At 74.7% G+C, this 18,801-nt stretch carries 15 protein-coding genes; 7 read left to right on the forward strand and 8 right to left on the reverse strand.

What is annotated here, in order from left to right; genetic code table 11:
• Positions 1-246: 246 nt before the first annotated feature.
• Positions 247-657 (reverse strand): winged helix-turn-helix transcriptional regulator, encoded by a 411-nt coding sequence (locus tag ACGF13_RS26835; RefSeq protein ID WP_392879592.1) that lies wholly within the window; start codon positions 655-657, stop codon positions 247-249.
• Between the two features lie 138 nt (positions 658-795).
• Between ACGF13_RS26835 and ACGF13_RS26840 the strand changes: the two genes are divergently transcribed.
• The 3 genes from ACGF13_RS26840 to ACGF13_RS26850 all read left to right on the forward strand — a co-directional run bounded on the left by ACGF13_RS26840 (position 796) and on the right by ACGF13_RS26850 (position 2,714).
• Entirely contained in the window at positions 796-1,836 is a 1,041-nt protein-coding gene (locus ACGF13_RS26840; protein ID WP_392879595.1) for a zinc-binding alcohol dehydrogenase family protein, read from the forward strand.
• Between the two features lie 4 nt (positions 1,837-1,840).
• Positions 1,841-2,047, forward strand: coding sequence for a hypothetical protein (locus ACGF13_RS26845; RefSeq protein ID WP_392879598.1), 207 nt, complete (start codon positions 1,841-1,843; stop codon positions 2,045-2,047).
• A 205-nt stretch (positions 2,048-2,252) separates the two neighbouring features.
• Complete coding sequence (locus tag ACGF13_RS26850) at positions 2,253-2,714, forward strand: hypothetical protein (RefSeq protein WP_392879600.1); 462 nt, start codon at positions 2,253-2,255, stop codon at positions 2,712-2,714.
• Positions 2,715-2,909: 195 nt separating this feature from the next.
• On the opposite strand, the gene ACGF13_RS26855 is transcribed toward ACGF13_RS26850, so the two are convergent.
• Both ACGF13_RS26855 and ACGF13_RS26860 read right to left on the reverse strand, forming a co-directional pair.
• Complete coding sequence (locus ACGF13_RS26855) at positions 2,910-3,494, reverse strand: hypothetical protein (protein ID WP_392879602.1); 585 nt, start codon at positions 3,492-3,494, stop codon at positions 2,910-2,912.
• A gap of 128 nt (positions 3,495-3,622) precedes the next feature.
• Entirely contained in the window at positions 3,623-4,048 is a 426-nt protein-coding gene (locus ACGF13_RS26860; protein ID WP_392879604.1) for a carboxymuconolactone decarboxylase family protein, read from the reverse strand.
• A 465-nt stretch (positions 4,049-4,513) separates the two neighbouring features.
• Here ACGF13_RS26860 and ACGF13_RS26865 point away from each other — a divergent pair, with 465 nt between their 5' ends.
• Complete coding sequence (locus ACGF13_RS26865; RefSeq protein ID WP_392879606.1) at positions 4,514-5,278, forward strand: TIGR04222 domain-containing membrane protein; 765 nt, start codon at positions 4,514-4,516, stop codon at positions 5,276-5,278.
• A gap of 248 nt (positions 5,279-5,526) precedes the next feature.
• Here ACGF13_RS26865 and ACGF13_RS26870 read toward each other — a convergent pair whose 3' ends face one another.
• Positions 5,527-6,630, reverse strand: a complete 1,104-nt coding sequence (locus tag ACGF13_RS26870) for an NADH:flavin oxidoreductase/NADH oxidase (RefSeq protein ID WP_392879609.1) — start codon at positions 6,628-6,630, stop codon at positions 5,527-5,529.
• 339 nt (positions 6,631-6,969) lie between these two features.
• Here ACGF13_RS26870 and ACGF13_RS26875 point away from each other — a divergent pair, with 339 nt between their 5' ends.
• Positions 6,970-7,938, forward strand: coding sequence for a hypothetical protein (locus ACGF13_RS26875; RefSeq protein WP_392879611.1), 969 nt, complete (start codon positions 6,970-6,972; stop codon positions 7,936-7,938).
• Between the two features lie 184 nt (positions 7,939-8,122).
• On the opposite strand, the gene ACGF13_RS26880 is transcribed toward ACGF13_RS26875, so the two are convergent.
• The 4 genes from ACGF13_RS26880 to ACGF13_RS26895 all read right to left on the reverse strand — a co-directional run bounded on the left by ACGF13_RS26880 (position 8,123) and on the right by ACGF13_RS26895 (position 12,559).
• A complete protein-coding gene (locus tag ACGF13_RS26880; RefSeq protein ID WP_392879614.1) occupies positions 8,123-9,538 on the reverse strand; it encodes an MFS transporter in 1,416 nt (471 codons plus the stop codon).
• A gap of 447 nt (positions 9,539-9,985) precedes the next feature.
• Entirely contained in the window at positions 9,986-10,588 is a 603-nt protein-coding gene (locus ACGF13_RS26885) for a TetR/AcrR family transcriptional regulator (RefSeq protein WP_392879691.1), read from the reverse strand.
• A gap of 56 nt (positions 10,589-10,644) precedes the next feature.
• Positions 10,645-11,607, reverse strand: coding sequence for a quinone oxidoreductase family protein (locus ACGF13_RS26890; RefSeq protein ID WP_392879617.1), 963 nt, complete (start codon positions 11,605-11,607; stop codon positions 10,645-10,647).
• A gap of 112 nt (positions 11,608-11,719) precedes the next feature.
• Positions 11,720-12,559, reverse strand: coding sequence for a MerR family transcriptional regulator (locus ACGF13_RS26895; RefSeq protein WP_392879619.1), 840 nt, complete (start codon positions 12,557-12,559; stop codon positions 11,720-11,722).
• Between the two features lie 257 nt (positions 12,560-12,816).
• Here ACGF13_RS26895 and ACGF13_RS26900 point away from each other — a divergent pair, with 257 nt between their 5' ends.
• Together ACGF13_RS26900 and ACGF13_RS26905 are read left to right on the forward strand one after the other, a co-directional pair.
• Positions 12,817-16,665, forward strand: a complete 3,849-nt coding sequence (locus tag ACGF13_RS26900) for a phosphodiester glycosidase family protein (protein WP_392879620.1) — start codon at positions 12,817-12,819, stop codon at positions 16,663-16,665.
• 241 nt (positions 16,666-16,906) lie between these two features.
• On the forward strand, positions 16,907-18,766 hold the full coding sequence (locus ACGF13_RS26905) for a protein kinase (protein WP_392879622.1): 1,860 nt from the start codon (positions 16,907-16,909) through the stop codon (positions 18,764-18,766).
• The last annotated feature ends 35 nt before the right edge of the window (positions 18,767-18,801 follow it).

Below are 18,801 nucleotides of genomic sequence, written 5' to 3' on the forward strand. Positions count from 1 at the left end.
GTGCGTACGTCGTGATCCGGTCATGAGGAATTCGTGACGGGCCGCAGCAGGATCTCCACCAGTCCGGGCGGCACCCGCACGGCACCCGCCGCGCACCCAGCGGGTGCCGCGACCGGCCGACCCCGCCTCCTCGCTCCTCGGCAGGAGGCCCCCCGTGAACTCCCCGCACCCGCCGAACCGCCGACGCCCGAAGAGCTCCGGGTCGGCAAGTCACCGCCGCCCCAGGGCACTTCGGGCCCGCCGGGCTCAGGCGGGGCCGGGGAAGCGGTCGATGTTGCGCTCCACCCAGGTACGCAGGTGCGCCAGCGGGACGCAGGCGTCCACGCCCAGCGCGGTGAGGCTGTACTCGACCCGCGGAGGGACCTCGGCGTGGATCTCGCGGTGGACCAGGCCGTGCTCCTCCAGTCGGCGCAGGGTCTGGGTGAGGACCTTGGGGCTGACGCCCTGCAGGCGGGTGCGCAGCGCGCCGAAGCGCTGCGGGCCGTCCTCCAGGGCTCCCAGCGCGAGGGCGCTCCACTTGTTGGCGAGCAGGTCGAGCATGTCGCGGCAGGGGCAGGCCGCGGCGTAGACGGACTTGGGGTCGGTGCAGTCGGGGGCGTGGGCCGCCGTCGGGCGGGGCGTCGGTGTGTGGGTCGGCGTTGTGCGGGTCGTCGTCACCCGCCGATGGTACCCATCGGGTACTGCTTCGGTACCCGATGGGTACCAATGGTCCTTGCGGGTAACCACTACCCCTCGCATACCGTCGCCGACGTGCCCGGACGGCGGTGCGCCGCCCTGACGACGAGGAGACCCCCGATGCCCGCGACGACCACGATCCCCGCGACGATGCCCGCCGTCGCCTACCGCCGGAGCCTGCCGGTCGACGACCCGCAGAGCCTGCTCGACGTCGAGCTGCCCGTACCCCGGCCGGGCCCGCGCGACCTGCTGGTGCGGGTGGAGGCGGTGGCCGTCAACCCGGTGGACCACAAGGTCCGGCAGAACGCCGACCCGGGCGGAGAGCCGCGGGTGCTGGGCTGGGACGCGGCCGGCACCGTGGTCGCGGTCGGCGCGCAGGTGGAGCTGTTCGAGGTCGGCGACGAGGTGTACTACGCCGGCGCCCTGGACCGGCCCGGCGCCAACTCCCGCTACCACGCGGTGGACGAGCGCCTGGTCGGCCACAAGCCGGCCACCCTCTCCTTCGCCGGTGCCGCCGCGCTGCCGCTGACCGCGCTGACCGCCTGGGAAGGCCTCTTCGAGCGCCTCGGCCTGGGCACCGGCGGCCCGGAACAGGGCGGCACCCTGCTGGTGACCGCCGCCGCGGGCGGCGTCGGCTCGCTCGTCACCCAGCTCGCCCGCACCCTCACCGGCCTGACCGTGATCGGCACCGCGTCCCGCCCGGAGTCGGCCGACTTCGCCCGCCGCATGGGCGCCGACCACGTGATCGACCACACGCTCCCGCTCGGCCCGCAACTGGCGAAGGCCGCCCCCGGCGGCCTCGACCACGTCTTCGGCACCGTCGCCACCGACCGCAACCTCACCGCCTACGCCGAGGCACTGAACCCCTTCGGCGGCATCGTCGCCATCGACGACTTCGATTCCCTGGACATCGGTGTCCTCAAGGGCAAGAGCATCTCCTTCCACTGGGAGTTCATGTTCACCCGCTCCCTGCACGCCACCGCCGACCAGGCCGTGCAGCACCGGATCCTCGACCGGGTCGCGCGCCTGGTGGACGCGGGCGTCCTGACCACCACCGCCACCCGCGACCTCGGCCCCGTCACCGCCGCCAATCTCCGGGCCGCCCACCGCCTCCAGGAGTCCGGTACGGCGATCGGCAAGACGACCCTGACCGGGTTCTGAGCCGGTGCCCCGGCGCACCGGCCAGGTCGAGGCCCTGCTCGCCACCGGCGGCGGGGCGGTGGCGGCCCTGGCCGCCAGGGCCCTGCTGTCCGGGGTGTACCAGCACCACGGGCAGGACCCGGCCGTACTCGAAGGGGTCGACGCCGCGGTCCTGGCCGTCGGCGCCGTCACGGCAGTCCTGATCTACCGCTGGTTGCTGCGGCGGGACTGACGCCCCGGTCGCCCCGGTCGCCCTGGCGGATCCGGTGGATCCGGTGGCCACCGCCTCGGCCCGCCCCGGCCCGCCTCGGCACGAGAAGTCGGACGGGCCGACTTCTCGCTCCGGTCCGGGGGATCTCACGTCGCTCTCCTCGTCCTCCTCGTCCTCACCGCGTCGGCACGGTCGCTCTCGGCGGGCACGGGAGGGGAGAGCGCGGGTGGCGACGGATCCGGTGGCGGTCTGTCAGGCTGACTCGGTGTTCGAACATCGTCTCTGGCTTGCCGCGGTCCCGGGACCCGTGCCTGAAGCCGAAGCCCGTGTCTACTGGAACCTGAAGGACCTCCCCACCCCGAACCTCGACGGAGCACTGAGGAACGCGGACTACGTCTACGTCGGCTCCTGGCAGGACAGCCATCTGGCGCGGTCACCGCAGTCCGGCCGCTGCCCCGGTGTCAGGATCTTCGACTGGCTGTTCTACCGCGGGACCATCGACCGCTACCAAGCGCCGCTTCTCGATGCCAGGTTGCGGGATGAACTCATCGGGCTCTACCAGCCCCGTCCGGGTGACCTGCCAGCGGAGTCCGCTGATGCGGATGTGATCACCACGTTCCTCACGGCGCACCTCGGCCGGCACCTGCTGCCCGAGGAGGAGCCGCCACCGATCCCGCCTTCGCCGTAGGCGCCACTACCTGCCTCGGCACGAGAAGTCGGCCGGACCGACTCCTCGCTGCGGCTCGGTGGGGGCGTCGAGGGTCCGCTCCCCGGGAGGCCGGGGCCGTCGGCCTCCCGCACTCGTGCGCGGGGCCCTGGGCCGGCATCGGGCCGGCCCGTCACGCACCGGGCAGCGAGGCGCCCGCGGGCGTGACGGCGACGGTCAGGCCGACGTGGTCGGGGCGCCGGAATGGTCGTCCTGTCGCGCCACGGTCGCCGCCCACTGCCGGAACTGCGCCACGGGCACCGCGGGCGAGGCGGCCGACGGCGAGGCGGCGGAGTCAGGGCGCAGCGACGCCGCAGGCAGGAACACGGCGCGGCAGCGCCGGCACAGCCACGTCGCCCGCCACACCCGGTGGAGCCGCTGCCACTGGTCGTAGGTCCGCGGCCACTGCTCGGCGGCCCCACTCCGACGCTTCCGATAGCGGGCGTGGACGGCGAGTCCGATGCCCAGCAGGATCGCGGCGACGAGGAGCGCACCGTAGTGGTAGCCGGCCTGGTACGCGGTGTCGGAGCTGTCGCCGTTGCCGTCGCCGTCGCCGGAGAGGAGCGCGCGCAGTCCCAGCAGGCCGAAGAGACCGGCCAGGACGAAGAGGGTGATCGCGGCCACGCTCGCGCCCCCGGGCTCGGACGGCATCGACAGCAGCTCCCGCGTCGGCGGGTCGAGGGGCCGGTCGGTGTCCAGCAGGGCCTCTCGCACGGCGACGGTTTCGTCCGCCGCCGCGCACGTCGGACAGGTGGTGCTCATCGGGGGTGCCTCCGGAGGCGATGCGGGACGGACACGGAAGAGCAGGTAGTACAGCACAAGGGCCTGACTGCCCGTGCGACCGGCCCCGGCAGCGGAACGGGGAGGGGGCGGCGCCTGCGGTATCGGGACTACCGGTCCTCCGTGACCGGCAGGAGGCCGCGCTCGCCGAACACCTTCTTGGCGACGAAGGTGGCGTTCACGGCCTTCGGGAAGCCGCAGTAGGCGGCGGAGTGCAGCAGCGCCTCGACGATCTCCTGCGGCGTCAGCCCGACGTTCAGCGAGGCGTTGATGTGGACCTCCAGCTGCGGCTCGCACCCGCCCAGCGCGGTCAACATGCCCAGGGTGACCAACTGCCGCTCACGCGGCGCCAGCCCCGGACGGCTGTAGATCTCCCCGAACCCCCACGCGACCACCTGGTGCCCGAGCTCGGGACTGATGTCACCCAGCGCCTCCACCACCCGCCGACCAGCCTCCCCGTCGACCCGGTCGAGCACCTCCAACCCGTGCGCGAAACGCTCCCGCCGAACCTCGGCCTCCTCCACGGACCCACTCATCCGCGCTGCTCCTCTCCCGTCGTCCCGGCCGCCGACCACCGGGCGGCGGCGACCACGGCAGAACCGTAGAACTTGGAGCACACTCCAACTCAAACCCGACACGCTGACCCGCCTTCACAGGAAAATTTGCGGTCCGACCCCCCTGAAATGGCATCACTGCGCCCTACCCGAGCCGAAAGATTTCCTGTGACCCCCCGTCCGAAGGGGGGCGACGCAAACACGCCCGAGCGCCGTGCTGTGCCGGCCGGCTTCGCCCCGCGTGGAGTGGGAAGTCGGCGGGTCCCGACTTCCTGTGCGCTTGGCAGGCGAGGTTGTGGCCGCGGTGGGAGGCGGAACGCGGAAAGTCGGCGGGCCTGGTTTTCCGCGCAGGGTGGGGGGCCTGAAACTGAGCGACGGTCACCCGGCCGTGTCATTCTTCGGGGAAGCGGGCCGGGGAGGGTCTGCTGTCCGTTGACGGGGGGCGTGATGGGATCGATCGGTGTCGTGTGCGCGGTGGCCGGGCTTGTCGGTGCGGGGCTGTTGCGGTGGCTGCCCGTCAGAGGGCGGACGGACGGCCTGACAGCGGCCGGTGTCGCGGGAGTGCGGGGCGGTTCGAAGGCCGCGCTGGAAGTGGCCGTCGTAGAACTCCACCTTGCGGGGGCGATCGATGTCGGCCGGCTTGGCCGGCTGCGGCGGGTGGTGCACACCGGCCCCGGACGTGACGTGACTTCGCTGCACCGGGCCGTGTGGAAGGCGTTCGGCCGGGAGCTGTCGTTGGCCGATGCCGCCGCCGCTCCGGCGGTACGGCGGGCTCGGGAGGAGATGCGCGCCGAACTGGCCGGGCGTGGCCTGCGATGCGGACAAGCCCGGCTGACAGTGGCGGGCCTGCTGGCCCTGGCAGCAGGCGGTACGGGCGTGGCCATCGCGGCGCAGGAAGCCTTCTGGGCGGGTATGCCCCTGGCCGTACTCTCGCTCACTGTCCTGTGCGCCCCGGCGCGGACACTGGCCGGGAGCAAGCTGTTGCGCGAGATGCGCCGCCTGCATCCCCTTCCCGGTGCCACCCCGGCCGGGCCGGAGGAGATCGGCGTTCTTGCCGCGCTTCACGGGCGCCGGGCACTGCGTCTGCTCTTGCCGGAGTTCGCCGCCCATGCCGGTTTGCTCAGTGGCCGTGCCGCCAGGGAAACCGTCGCCCGAACCGAGGGCGACTCGTACGGCTCCAGCGCCCTTTCGGGTGACGGCGAAGGAGTCTGAGGGGGCACCACTGAAGCCTTCACTGTGCGGGCTGTGCCCATGCGTGGGTGAGAGGAAGTCGGCGGGTTCGACTTTCTGTGCGGGGCCGGGTTGTTGGTGAGGCCGCGCCCGTGCGGGGAGGCCGGTGCCCGCGCGGGGGAGTGGAAAGTCGACGGGCCCGACTGCCTGTGCGGGGTGGGGCGGTTGGTGTGGCCCCGGGGAGCAGGAAGTCGGGGTGGTCGACTTCCTGCTCCGGGGGCTTGCGGGGTTCAGGCGAGGTGGTACGGGGCGGGGGCGGGGACCTTGGCGTCGAGGGTGGCGGCGGCGTGGCGGGCCCAGTAGGGGTTGCGGAGCAGTTCGCGGCCGATCAGGACGGCGTCGGCGCGGCCTTCGGTGAGGATGGCCTGGGCCTGGGCGGGGTCGGTGATCAGGCCGACGGCGGCGACCGGCAGGTCGGTCCCGCGGCGCACGGCCTCGGCGAAGGGCACCTGGAAGCCGGGCCCGGCCTCGATGCGGGCGTCGGGGACGATGCCGCCGGTGGAGACGTCGAGCAGGTCGACGCCGTGGGCCTGGAGCTCCTTGGCGAGGCGGACGGTGTCCTGCGAGGTCCACCCCTCCCGGCCGTCCTGCGGGTTCTCGGTGATCCAGTCGGTCGCGGAGATACGGAAGAAGACCGGCAGGTCCTCGGGCCACACCGAGCGGACGGCGTCGACGACCTCCAGTGCGAAGCGGACGCGCCCCTCGAAGGAGCCGCCGTAGCCGTCGGTGCGGTGGTTGGCCGCGGGGGAGAGGAACTCGTGGACCAGGTAGCCGTGGGCGCCGTGGATCTCGGCGACCTGGAAGCCGGCGTCGAGCGCGCGCCGGGCGGCGTCGGCGAACTGCCGGACGATCGCGCCGATCTGTTCCTCGGTCAGCTCGTCCGGCGTGGTGTGGGCGGGGGAGAAGGCCTCGGCGCTGGGGCCGACCGGGGTCCAGCCGTGCTCCTCGCCCGGGGTGACGGGCCGCCCGCGGTCGACCCAGGTGCGCTCGGTGGACCCCTTGCGGCCGGCGTGGGCGAGCTGGATCGCCGGGACGGTGCCCTGGCTCTTCAGGAAGTCGGTGATCCGGCGGAAGGCCGCGACCTGCTCGTCGTTCCAGATGCCGAGGTCGTACGGGGTGATGCGCCCCTCGGGGCTGACCGCGGTGGCCTCGGTGATGATCAGCCCGGTGCCGCCGGCGGCGCGGGCCGCGAGGTGGGCGAAGTGCCAGTCGGTCGGGACGCCGGCCGTGTCCCCGTCCGGGACGGCGCTGTACTGGCACATCGCCGGCATCCAGATCCGGTTGGGGACGGTCAGGGACCGCAGGGTGAACGGGGCGAAGAGGGAGGTGCTCATGTCGGACTCCCGATGGGGTCGGCGCCAGCGCGAAGAGGAGAGCATGCAACTTTTGCAGCTGCACTTACATTCGCAAACAATAATTGCGCGTGCAGATATCTGCAAGGGTGCTCCGTCAGCGCGCCCTCCCACCTGCGAGAGCCCAAGCTGATGACCGTCTTCACCGCCACCCTGGACCGCGAGCCCGTCCCCGCCGCCGAACGCGCCGACCTGGCCTGACAGGGCGAGGTGGCGGTGCCCGGGGCCGGTGGAAAACCCGTTGGCCCCGGCCCGCCGGGCCCGCGATACTCGCCCACCGGCGCCGCCTCAACCGTCCCCGGCGCCGGGACAGGGGAGTGCATGGAGGTCTTCGAGTGCGGGCGGTGCGGACACGCGCTGACCGCGCCGCTGTCGCGGGTCCCGTACCCCGTCTACGCGGGCTTCTCCTACGGCAACGGCCACCCCATGCCCGTCCTGATGGAATCGGGCACCTACGCCGTCGACGAGCACCCTGCCAGGCCGGCCCGCTCGATCGTGATCGCCCCCGGGGACGCCTACGGCACCGTCCTCGTCCAGCGGAGCGAACCCGGCGCCTGCTGCGGCATCGACGGCCGCAACGGCCCGAACGTCACCTGCGCCGGCTGCGGCGGGAAGGTGGCGACCCGGCTCGACGCCTGCTCCCTGTGGCAGGCCACCTGGCTGGAGCCGGACGCGGTACGCCCCGTCCCCGCGGGCCCCGCCCGTCCGGCCACCGACTGGGCCGCGCTCACCCAGTGGTGGTGCGCCACCGAGCCGGCGGACCCGACGGGGCGCTGGGAACCGCGCTGGGAGATGGAGTCGGCCGTGACGCTCGCCCACCTGGTCGCCGCCGCGGACGGCTCGCCCGTCATCCTCCCCGACGGCCCCCTCGCGGACGCCTTCCGCGGCCCCCTCGCCGCCGCCTTCCGAGCCCCGTACAACCGGCTGCTCCCGCCGGGGCACTCGGCCGAGCGCGCGGCCGGGCGGCCGGTGAAGCGGGCGGCCCTGGCCGGACCGGGCCTGCTCCTGCCCGACCCCCTCCCGGACATCGCGGTGGTGCCGCGGCACCCACAGACCGGCGAGCCCTGGCCCGCACCCGTGGGCGTGGCCGTCGCGCCGCTCGCCGTCGGTTTCTGGACGCACTTCGCCCATCACGGCAGACGCCTGGTCACACCCGTCACCGGCCGGCTGCCCGCCGGCGTCGAACGCGACGACCCCCTCACGCCCCACCCCTACGGCTCGGACATTGCGTGGGGGGCCTACCGCGCCACCCTGGAACGTTTGTGGGAAGCGGGAGTTGGCCCCTGGTGAGGTCGGGTGGTGGCGCGGCCGCCCGCTGCCCGAGGTGTGTGGGGCGGCGGGCTGAGGGCGGCGGATTCGGCGGCCGGGTACGGGAGTTGGCACCCCGGGACGCCGGACGGCGCCGCCCGGGAGGACCGGGCGGCGCCGTCGGTGTCGTGCGCGCAGGCCGTCAGCGCGGGCAGTCAGCCGGCCGTCAGCGCGCCGTCTGCGGGACGCGCTGGCTCGGGACGGCGCCCCGGGCGGCGCGCGGCGCACCCGCGGCACCCGCGGCCACGCCGGCGGCAGCGGCGGGGGAGGCGCCGAGGGCGGTGCCCCGGGTCTCCTCGGCCCACAGGACGCAGACCAGCAGCCCGACGGCCGTGGTCCCGGCCGCGATCAGCATGGTCGGGCCGGTGCCCAGCCCGGTCAGCGACAGCGGCAGCAGGTAGGTGCCGACGGCCGCGCCGATCCGGCTGACCGAGGTGGCGACGCCCACCGCGGTGGCCCGGATCTCGGTCGGGAACAGCTCGTTGGGGTACGTCCAGTCGAGCACGTTCGGCCCGCCGCACAGGAAGGCGTACGCGCACAGCGCCAGCAGCGCGACGGCGGCCGGGGCGGTGGGCCACACGCCCAGCAGCGCCAGCGGGACGGTCATCAGCGCGAAGGACCAGATGATGACGGGCCGGCGCCCGCGGGTGTCGATCAGGCGCAGCGCCGGGTAGCAGCCGAGCAGGAAGACCAGGCTGATCAGGCCGGTGCCGAGGGTCTCCATCACCGTGCCGCCGGGCATGCCGAAGGAGGAGAGGATCTGCGGGCCGAAGGTGAGCATCGCGAACAGCGGGCCGACCTGGCACAGGAAGAACAGGCCGCAGAACAGGGTGCGGCGCCGGTAGGGCTGGGTCATCAGCAGGCGCAGCCCGACGGGGCGGCCGCGCTCGGCCGGGTCGGGCATCAGTTCCCGGCCGTCCACGCGCACGCCCAGGTGCTTCTCGACCACGCGCACCGCGTCACCGACCCGCCCGTTGGCGGCCAGCCAGCGCGGCGACTCCGGGGAGCCGCGCCGGATCACCAGGAACACCACGCACAGCACCGTGGAGCTCGCCAGCATCCACCGCCAGCTGCCCGGCCCGGCCAGCTCCAGGAAGAGGTAGCCCACCACGTAGGCGAGCACGGAGCCGGCGTACCAGGCGATGATCTGCTTGCCGAGCAGCCGGCCGCGGTGCTTGGTGGGCAGCCACTCGGCGAGCAGCGAGGTGGCGATGGGGTAGTCGGCGGCCACGGCCATGCCGAGCACGAAGCGCAGCACGGTGATCGCCCACACCGCGTCCACCCAGAAGGAGAGCACCGAGCAGACGACCATCACGAGCAGGTCGGCGGTGTACATCACCTCCCGGCCGATCTTGTCGGTCAGCACGCCGAAGAGCGCGCCGCCGACGAACATTCCGACCAGGGCGGCGGCGCCGATCAGGCTGACCTCGGCGGTGGACAGCCCGAGGTCCGGGCGCATCCCGATCAGGGCGACGCCGACGATGCTCAGAATGTAGCCGTCGAGCAGGGGTCCGCCTGAGCAGGCGAGGGCCAGCCTGCGGTGGAACGCGGTATACGGGGCGTTGTCGATGGTCTGGGACATGTGCTTGGGGTCCTCCGGAGCGTACGGCACGCGACCGCGCACCGTGCGCCGGGTAGACGGCAGGGAAAGGCGCCGCCCACGTCGGACGGCGCCATCGCCCGGTCACAACGGGCGACCGTCCACGGTTGCCCGGCCCTCGCGGGCCCGCCACCGGGCCGAAGGTCGAGGGGATTCACGACCAAGGTCCCGAAGCGGACAGGCCCTTCGCCCGTGCCGGATCGCCGCCCGCCCAGTCCTGCCGGGACGAGGCGCCGCCGCGCGCCCCGAACACGCACCGGGCGTGACCCTCGTCACTCGAAGCCCCCAACAGGCCTGGGAATGTGGCCCATTGCACACCTGGGCGGTGCCCGTCCGTACGGGTGTGACCCCGCTGCGTCACTTCCGGAGCGCTTACACGCGCCCCGCCGTCGGCTCCAGGTCAGCTCCCCGTCAGGACGCCGCCCGCCGTCAGGAGGTCAGCCCGAGCCGGGCGAGGCCCGAGTCCAGTGCCGCCTCCAGGTGGTCGGTGGAGCCGGTGGTCATCAGGATCAGCACCCCGCCCTGGATCCCGGCCAGCAGTGCCGCTGCCTCCCGCTCGGCGTCCAGCCCGGCGGCGGCCACTTTGCTGCCCTGGAGATGGCGCACGCCCGCGGCGAGCTGGCGCTGCCACTGCCCCAGCAGCTCGGCGGCCACCGTCCGGCCCGCGCCGGTGGCGGTGCCCAGCTGGGACAGCGCCACGTGCAGCGGGCAGCTGACGCCCTGGGCGCGGTAGCGGGCGAGGACCTTCTCGCGCCACTGCCACCAGGCCTCCCGGGAGGTGAGGGAGCCCAGTTCCGGCTGCTGGTCGTCGAGGACCCGGGCCGCCTCGAAGCGGGCCACGGCCAGCAGCAGCTCGTCCTTCCCACCGGGGAAGTAGTGGAACAGCTGGCTCTTGCTGGTGGCGGTGCGGGCCATCACGTCCTCCAGGCGCAGCGCGAACACGCCCTCCGCGCGGATCTCCTGCGCGGCGCCCTCGATGATGCGCTGCCTGGTCGCGGCGCCCTTGCGGGTCGGCGGGACGTGCCCCTCCAGCGCGTTCACGGCGTCCACGGCGGACACGGCGTTCACGGGCGGGTTCGCGAGGGCGCTCACGGCAGCAGGACCAGCTTGCCGGTGGTGCGCCGGGACTCCAGGTCCGCGTGCGCCCGGGCGGCCTCGGCCAGCGGGTAGCGGCCGGTGACCCGCGGGGTGAGCCCGCCCGCCAGAACGAGGTCGAACAGCTCGCCGGCGCGCCGTACCAGCGCCTCGCGGGTGGGGACGTGGTGGTGCACCACCGGGTACGTCAGCAGGATGCTGTTCGGCAGGTCGGTGGGCCGCAGCTCGGGCACGCCCATGAAGGGGCCGTAGTAGGCGTGCACCCCGTGCGGGCGCAGGGCCAGCTGGGAGGAGCGGAAGGTGTCGGCGCCGCCGCCGTCGTAGACGACGTCGGCCCCGCGCCCGCCGGTCAGCTCCCTGATCCGGTCCTCGAAGCCGCCACCGGAGTGCACCAGCACGTGGTCGGCGCCGGCCTCCTTCGCGACGGCGGCCTTCTCCTCGCGGGAGACCAGGCCGATGACGTCGCCACCGCGCGCCTTGACCAGCTGGGTGAGCAGCCGCCCGACGCCGCCCGCCGCCGCGTGCACCACCGCGGTGTCGCCCGGGGCGATCGGGTAGGTCTCGGTGCTCAGGTGGCTCGCGGTCAGGCCCTGCATCAGCAGGCCGCCCGCGACCTCGTCCGGCACCCCGTCGGGCACCTTGACCAGCGAGGCGGCCGGGACCGCGAGCAACTCGGCGTAGCTGCCCGGGTGGTAGAACCAGGCCACCCGGTCGCCGACGGCCAGGCCGTCCACCCCCGAGCCGAGGGCGGCGACGTACCCCATGCCCTCGGCGCCGAGCACCGCCGGCGCCGCCCAGCCCGGGCCGCCCTCGGCGCGGGCGCCGACGTCCATGTAGTTGACGCCGGCCGCGCCCAGGCGCACCAGCGCCTCGCCGGGGCCGGGGACCGGGTCCGGCAGCTCGGTCCAGCGCATGACCTCGGGGCCGCCGTGCTCCTCGATCCGGATCGCGTGCATGGGCTGACACCTTTCTGTACGGGCTCGTTCGGGGGAGGGTGAACAGCACGGTAGGCAGCCGAAAATGGACCCACAAGTCCAGAAAGCCGTACGGCGGTCGGGCAGTTGCCCGTCACCCCGCCGCCAGCGGCACGGCGACGTCCGCGACGTGCTCCTCCGGCCCGGCGGTCGCCCAGTTCGGGTAGTACACCTCCCGGTTCGGCCCGCCCCGCCGGTACCCGCGTGCGGCGACCCAGGCGCCCACCGCGTCGTGGGCGGCGGCCATCGCGGCGAAGCCCCGCCGGGGCAGGGCGGTGTACGCCTCGCGGTGCGCGGCCTCGATGCGCACCCCGAACGGGCCGTGCGGCCCGACGGCGTTCGGGGTGGGGGCGCAGACCTCGACCAGGGCGTCGCAGTCCTCGCCCACCAGGCCGTGGAACACCGCGAACAGCGGCCCGGACAGGCACGCGTCGACCTCCCGCAGCCGCCCGAGCAGCGACTCGCCGGCCTCGGCGAGGAAGCCGGGCAGCGCGGCGGCGTCCACGTGCCGCCGGACGAACAGGACGTGCTGCTCGGGCACGTCGCGCTCGGCGATCTCGAACATGGTGGTGCTCCTTCCGGTCAGAACCTCTCGGGCGTAGCCCACCGCCTCCCGGCGGGCCGCGTGCTCGGCCTCCCGCTCCCGCCAGTACGCCAGCAGCGCCCGCTCGCCCGCGCCCGCGCCCGCGCCCTCGGCGGCGTCGCCGTCGACGTCCAGCACCGCCGGGATCCGCGCCAGCGGCAGCCCGGCGGCGCGCAGCAGCGCGATGCGCCGGGCTCGCTCGACCTGCGCCGGGCCGTAGCGGCGCACCCCGGTGCGCGGGTCGACCAGGGCGGGCGGCAACAGCCCCCGCGCGCCGTAGAGCCGCAGGGCCTTGAGGCTGAGCCTGGTCCTGGCGGCGAGTTCACCGATGGTGATCATGTCCTCCTGCACGCCCGCCACTGTGCCCCCTGCCCCAGGGGCAGGGGCAAACCCGCGCCCCCTTCGTGGCGGTACGTCAGCTTTCCCGCCGGATCCGGCAGCCTGTTCGCGGCGTCGAGCTGGACGGTTCACCAGGCCGTGGACCGCAGGTCGTCCGTGCACGGTTGACTTCCCGCGGCCCGGGAGGACCCGCCCCCGGGCCGCACCGTCCGCGGGCGAACGACGACACACCCGGCGCCCCGCCCGCCGCCGTACGAGGAGAACCCCGCATGCCACCCCCACCCGCACCCGCCCGCACCCGCCGCGCCCTGGGCGCGCTCGCCCTGGCCACCGCCCTGGCCGCCGGCCTGTCCGGCCTCGCCACCCCCGCCCGGGCCGACTCCCCGGCCCGGAACCAGAACCAGAAGCAGACCCACGCCACCGACCCCGGCCTGGTCCTGGACCGCCCCGGCGAGTCCGTGGTCACCCGCCGCGAGGTCACCCCCATCGCCCCCGGCCTGACCATGACCGCCTTCGACCGCCTCGCCGCCGCCGGCTGGATCCGCGGCAAGGTCCTCGTCGCCGACCTGGACACCGAGGGCCTGAGCGTCGACTACCTGTCCTCCGGCAAGGTGACCACCCGCCGGACCGTCACCGACATGGCCCGCGGCGCCGGAGCCGTCGCCGCGATCAACGGCGACTACTTCGATATGAACGCCTCCGAAGCCCCCCTCGGGGTCGGCGTCTCCCGCGAGGACGGCCTCATCCACGCCCCCGTCGAGGGCTGGAACCAGGCCGTCACCGTCGGCACCGACGGCCTCGCCCGGATGGCCCAGGTCTTCCTGGAGGGCCACGCGAACCTGCCCGGCGGCCGCGAGCTGACCCTCGACGGCGTCAACACCTACGGCCTGCCCGCCGACGGCGTCGGCGTCTTCACCCCCGCCTGGGGCGACGCCACCCGCGCCCACGTCGCCGACGGCTCCACCGACGTCGCCGAGGTCGAACTGCGCGACGGCAAGGTCACCGCCGTACGGGACCGACCCGGCGCCGCCGTCCCCGAGGGCGCCACCGTCCTGGTCGGCCGCGAGGCCGGCGCCCGCGCCCTGCGCGACCTCAGGCCCGGCGACCAGGTCACCGTCGGCTACCGCCCCCGCGCCTCCTTCGGCGAGGTCGCCGTCGCCGTCGGCGGCTACCAGGTCCTCGTCGCCGACGGCGTCGCCCAGCGCTCCGGCGAGAACGACGCCAACCAGCCCAACGCCCGCACCGCCGTCGGCTTCTCCGCCGACAACCGGCGCCTGTACCTCGTCACCGTCGACGGCCGCCAGGCCGACAGCCCCGGCATCAACCTCCCCGACCTCGCCGTCCTGATGCGCGACATGGGCGCCCACAACGCGCTCAACATGGACGGCGGCGGCTCCGCCGCCATGGCCGCCCGCCTGCCCGGCGCCCAGCAGGCCGGCACCGTCAGCCACCCCTCCGACAACGGCGGGGAACGCGCCGTCGCCAACGGCCTCGGCCTGTTCTCCACCCCCGGCACCGGCACCACCAAGGGCTTCCGGCTGCGCCCGGCCGAACCCGTGGACACCGCCGCGCGTCTCTTCCCCGGCCTGCGCCGCACCGTGCGCGCCCTGCCCCACGACGAGGCCTACGGCGCCGTCACCGCCCCGGCGCCCGCCACCACCTGGTCCACCGCCACCGGCGACAAGGTCGGCGTCGAGGGCCGAGGCCTGGACGCCGTCGTCACCGGCCGCGCCTCCGGCCCCGCCGAGGTCGCCGTCACCGCCCAGGGCGCCCAGAAGTCCGCGCTGGCACTGACCGTGCTCGGCCCCGCCGTGCGCATCACCGCCGGCGCCGAACCGATCGCCCTCGACAGCACCGGCGCCACCGCCCGCCTCACCGTCACCGGCCACGACGCCCTCGGCCACACCGCCCCCGTCGAGGCCGCCGACGTCAAGGTCACCGGCGGCGACGGCGTCGTCGAGACGAGCGCCGCCCCCGACGGCACCATCGCCCTCAAGGCCCTCGCCGACGGCAAGTCCGCCACCCTCAAGCTCACCGTCGGCCCGCTCGAGAGCGCCGTCGCCGTCACCGTCGGCATGACCGAGAAGCCCGTCGCCGACTTCTCCGACGCCGCCGCCTGGAAATCCGGCAACGACCGCGCCCCCGGCGGCTCGGTGGCCCCCGCCCCCGGCCCCGACGGCACCCACGGCCTGCGCCTGGCCTACGACTTCACCCACTCCACCGGCACCCGCGGCCAGTACGCCATCGCCCCCGAGGGCATCGTGCTCCCCGGCCAGCCCCGCGCCCTCACCCTGTGGATCGAGGGCGACGGCAACGGCGCCTGGCCGCGCATCCAGTACCGCACCGCCGCCGGCGTCACCGCCAACCTCGACGCCCCGACGGTCACCTGGACCGGCTGGCGCAAGGTCGAGTTCCCCGTCCCCGCGGGCGTCCAGTACCCGCTCACCGTCCAGCGCTTCCGCCTGATGGAAACCAGCGCCGCCCGCTCCTACACCGGCGCCCTCACCCTCGCCGACCTGCGCGCCAAGGTCGCCCCCGACGTCGAACTGCCCGCCCAGCCACGCGTCACCGACCCCGTCGTGCTCACCCACGGCACCGTCGACCACCGCCCGCTGCGCGTCGCCGTCATGTCCGACGCCCAGTTCGTCGCCCGCAACCCCGACAGCGACATCGTCCAGGCCGCCCGCCGCACCCTGCGCGACATCGCCGCCGCCAAACCCGAACTGCTCGTCATCGACGGCGACTTCGTCGACGAGGCCGCCCCCGCCGACTTCGCCCTCGCCCGCACCCTCCTCGACGAGTTCGACCAGCTCACCGGCCACACCGTCCCCTGGCACTACGTGCCCGGCAACCACGAGGTCATGGGCCCCGGCACCATCGACAACTTCAAGGCCGCCTTCGGCGACACCACCCAGGTCTTCGACGTCAAGGGCACCCGCTTCGTCACCCTCGACAGCTCCCTCGGCACCCTGCGCGCCGGCGGCTTCGACCAGATCGCCACCCTGCGCTCCGCCCTCGACGGCGCCGCCCAGGACCCGTCCGTCACCGGCCTGCTGCTCTTCGAACACCACCCCACCCGCGACCCCCTGCCCGACCAGGGCAGCCAACTCGGCGACCGCAAGGAAGCCGCCCTCGTCGAACAGTGGCTCGCCGACCTCCGCACCCGCGGCAAGTCCGCCGCCATGGTCACCGGCCACGTCGGCGCCTTCCACGCCCAGAGCATCGACGGCGTCCCGCACCTGATCAACGGCAACTCCGGCAAGGGCCCCGCCGCCGAACCCGACCGCGGCGGCTTCACCGGCTGGACGATGCTCGGCATCGACCCCGCCGCCGGCCGCGTCACCGACCCCTACGCCGTCGCCGACGACACCACCGCCTGGCTGCGCGCCGAGGTCCACGCCCGCGCCGACACCGTCGACCTCAAGGCCCCCACCGCACTCGGCCTGCTCGAAACCGCCCCCGTCCACGCCACCTTCACCCAGGACGGCGAACGCACCGTACCCGTCGCCTGGCCCGTCACCGCCCAGTGGGGCGGCGCCAGCGTCCACATCGGCACCGCCGCGAGCGCCCCGCGCACCGCCGTCGCCGCCTACGACCCCGCCACCGCCACCCTGACCGGGCTGCGCCCCGGCACCGGGACACTGAGCGTCACCGTCGGCGGGGTGACGGCTGAACAGCCGCTCACCGTCGGCCCGGTGCCGGTCTGCACCACCACCGTGCGCGGCAAGCACTCCTCGCTCGCCGTCACCTCGGGCGTCACCTGCCTCCAGGGCGCCAGCATCGACGGCCCGGTCCTGGTCCGGCCCGGCGCGTCCCTGGTGGCCGTCGACTCCACCGTGGCCGGCCCGCTCTCCGCCCGCGGCGCGGGCACCCTGCTGCTGAGCGACACCACCGTGGGCGGCCCGGTCGCCGTCAGCGGCACCACCGGCAGCACGGCACTCCTGCGCACCACGGTCGCCGGCCCGCTGCACCTCGCCCTCAACCGGGGCGCCACCCTGCTGGCCGGCACCACCGTGCGCGGCCCGCTGGACTGCTCCGGCAACACCCCGGCCCCGGTCGACGGCGGCCTCGCCAACACCGTCGGCGGCCCGAAGGGCGGCCAGTGCGCCAAACTGTGACGAACCATCGGCAATGACCGCAGGCCCAGACCGTCCACGGTCCGGGCCTGCGGGCCGCTGATGGCCGGAGTTGAGCGTGATTCCTATGATGGACAGTCAGTAAGTCGTTATGCCGGTGCCATGATCCTCGGAGTGTGCCACGGGCCCAGGGCGCGCCCGGGGAACCGGGCCCGCCCCCGGATCCGCTCCGGTCCTCGGCATCGGTTCCTCGATTCCTCGGTTCCTCGATTCAGGGAGAAGCATGCGCGGCACCGTGCTCGCCGACCGCTACCGGCTGGTGGACTGGCTGGGCGGCGGGTCGATGGGCGACGTGTGGCTCGCCGAGGACGAGGTCCTCGGCCGCCGGGTGGCGGTCAAGGTGGTGAAGCCCGCGCTGCTGGACGAACCCGGCTTCGCCGAGCGCTTCCACGCCGAAGCCCGCGTCATGGCGCAGCTGCGGCACCCGGGCATCGTCGGCGTGTACGACTACGGGCACGACGGCGGGTTCGGCGAGGGGCGTGGCGGCGGGCACGGCGAGGGGTACTCGGGCACGGCCGGGCGGCGCCCGGTCGGCTACCTGGTCATGGAACTGATCGACGGCCAGCCGCTGAGCGCCGTCCTGGAACACCGCGGCGCCCTGCCGGCGGCGCAGGCCCTGCGGATGGCCCTGCAGGTGCTGGAGGCGCTGGAGGCCGCGCACGAGTCCGGGGTGGTCCATCGGGACATCAAACCGGCCAACCTGATGGTCCGCGGCGACCGGACGGTGATCGCGGACTTCGGCATCGCCCGGCCCGCCTGCGACGCCCGGCTCACCGTCCCGGGGATGGTGCTGGGCACCGCCGCCTACCAGGCGCCGGAACAGGCCTCCACCGGGACGGTCACCGCCTCCGCCGACCTCTACGCGCTCGGCGTGGTCCTCTACGAGTGCCTGGCCGGCCACCTCCCGTACGAGGGGGAGACCGCCCTCGAAGTGATCCTCAAGCACCTGACGGAGCCCGTGCCGCCGCTGCCCGGGGACGTGCCCGCACCGGTGTGGGCGCTGGTCGAGCGGGCGATGGCCAAGGAGCCCGGCGAGCGCTGGCCGGACGCGGCGACGATGGCCACGGCGGTGCGGCGCGCCCTCGCGGCGCTCGAGGGGTCGGTCGAGGGGTCGGTCGAGGGGACGCCCGCGCCCGCGCCGGGCCCGACCCAGACCCGGACCCGGCCTGCCGCCGTACGCGCGCCGCGCGCCCGGCGCCGCCTGCGGACGCTGGCCGGGCTGACGGCGCTGACGCTGCTCTGCGTGGCCGGGGCCGCCGGGGCCACGGTGGTGCGGCCCGGCCGGGCGCCGCACGGCGCCGTCGCCCAGCCGGCGGTGCCGGAGCCGGTCGCGCTGGTGGAGGCGGCCCGCCCGGGTGCCCAGCAGGCGCCAGCCCCCGCACCGTCGGCCGGAGAGGGCCAGAGCCCCGCACCCGCCGCCGGGCCCGAAACGCCCACCGGGTCGCCCTTCGCCGCCCCGCCCGCGGTCCCGCTCGCTGCGCCGCCCACCGTCCCGGCTCCCGCCGTACCCGACCGGAGCCCCGCCCCGCCCCCGGCCGCACCACCGGCCGGCCAGAACCCCGCCCAGCCCGCGCCGAGCCCCTCCGCCCCGGACCGGCCCGCCACCGGCGAACCGGCCCCGCCCACCGCGACCGCGACCGGGACGCCGCCGCCGTCCGTGCCGCCCACGGGGCAGCCGAGGCCGCAGCTGCCCGCCGTGGCGCAGATCGCCGGTGCCAACGGCGCGTTGGACAACTACCAGTCCGCGGACGTGGACGGCAACATGGTCGGCACCTACGTCGTCAACGGCACCTCGGCGCAGCTGTGGCGACTGGACAAGGTCGCCGAGGGGATGTACTACCTGCGCAACGCCTCCAGCAACTTCACCAAGGTGCTGGACCAGGACCGCACGAGCCGGCAGGTGCAGATCTGGTCGAGCCCGCCGGCCGTCTGGAACCAGGTCTGGGACATCGAGCCGGTCCCGGGCGGCTACCGGATCTACAACGTCGGCACTCGGCTGTGCCTGACGTCCGAGGGCATCGGCGTGGGCACCCGCGGGGCGGACTGCACCGGCGGTCAGAGCCAGGTGTGGACGATCAGCTGAGCCGCCGCTGAGCCCCCGGCCGCCGACCGGGCGTG

This window comes from Kitasatospora sp. NPDC048286, assembly GCF_043201735.1.
Lineage (GTDB): Bacteria > Actinomycetota > Actinomycetes > Streptomycetales > Streptomycetaceae > Kitasatospora.

Bases quoted from the DNA above. Each gene is read 5' to 3' on its own strand.
- ACGF13_RS26905 (WP_392879622.1), top strand. From the start codon at position 16,907: ATGCGCGGCACCGTGCTCGCCGACCGCTACCGGCTGGTGGACTGGCTG.
- ACGF13_RS26880 (WP_392879614.1), bottom strand. From the start codon at position 9,538: ATGTCCCAGACCATCGACAACGCCCCGTATACCGCGTTCCACCGCAGG.
- ACGF13_RS26900 (WP_392879620.1), top strand. From the start codon at position 12,817: ATGCCACCCCCACCCGCACCCGCCCGCACCCGCCGCGCCCTGGGCGCG.
- ACGF13_RS26860 (WP_392879604.1), bottom strand. From the start codon at position 4,048: ATGAGTGGGTCCGTGGAGGAGGCCGAGGTTCGGCGGGAGCGTTTCGCG.
- ACGF13_RS26855 (WP_392879602.1), bottom strand. From the start codon at position 3,494: ATGAGCACCACCTGTCCGACGTGCGCGGCGGCGGACGAAACCGTCGCC.
- ACGF13_RS26890 (WP_392879617.1), bottom strand. From the start codon at position 11,607: ATGCACGCGATCCGGATCGAGGAGCACGGCGGCCCCGAGGTCATGCGC.
- ACGF13_RS26865 (WP_392879606.1), top strand. From the start codon at position 4,514: ATGGGATCGATCGGTGTCGTGTGCGCGGTGGCCGGGCTTGTCGGTGCG.
- ACGF13_RS26870 (WP_392879609.1), bottom strand. From the start codon at position 6,630: ATGAGCACCTCCCTCTTCGCCCCGTTCACCCTGCGGTCCCTGACCGTC.
- ACGF13_RS26840 (WP_392879595.1), top strand. From the start codon at position 796: ATGCCCGCGACGACCACGATCCCCGCGACGATGCCCGCCGTCGCCTAC.
- ACGF13_RS26875 (WP_392879611.1), top strand. From the start codon at position 6,970: ATGGAGGTCTTCGAGTGCGGGCGGTGCGGACACGCGCTGACCGCGCCG.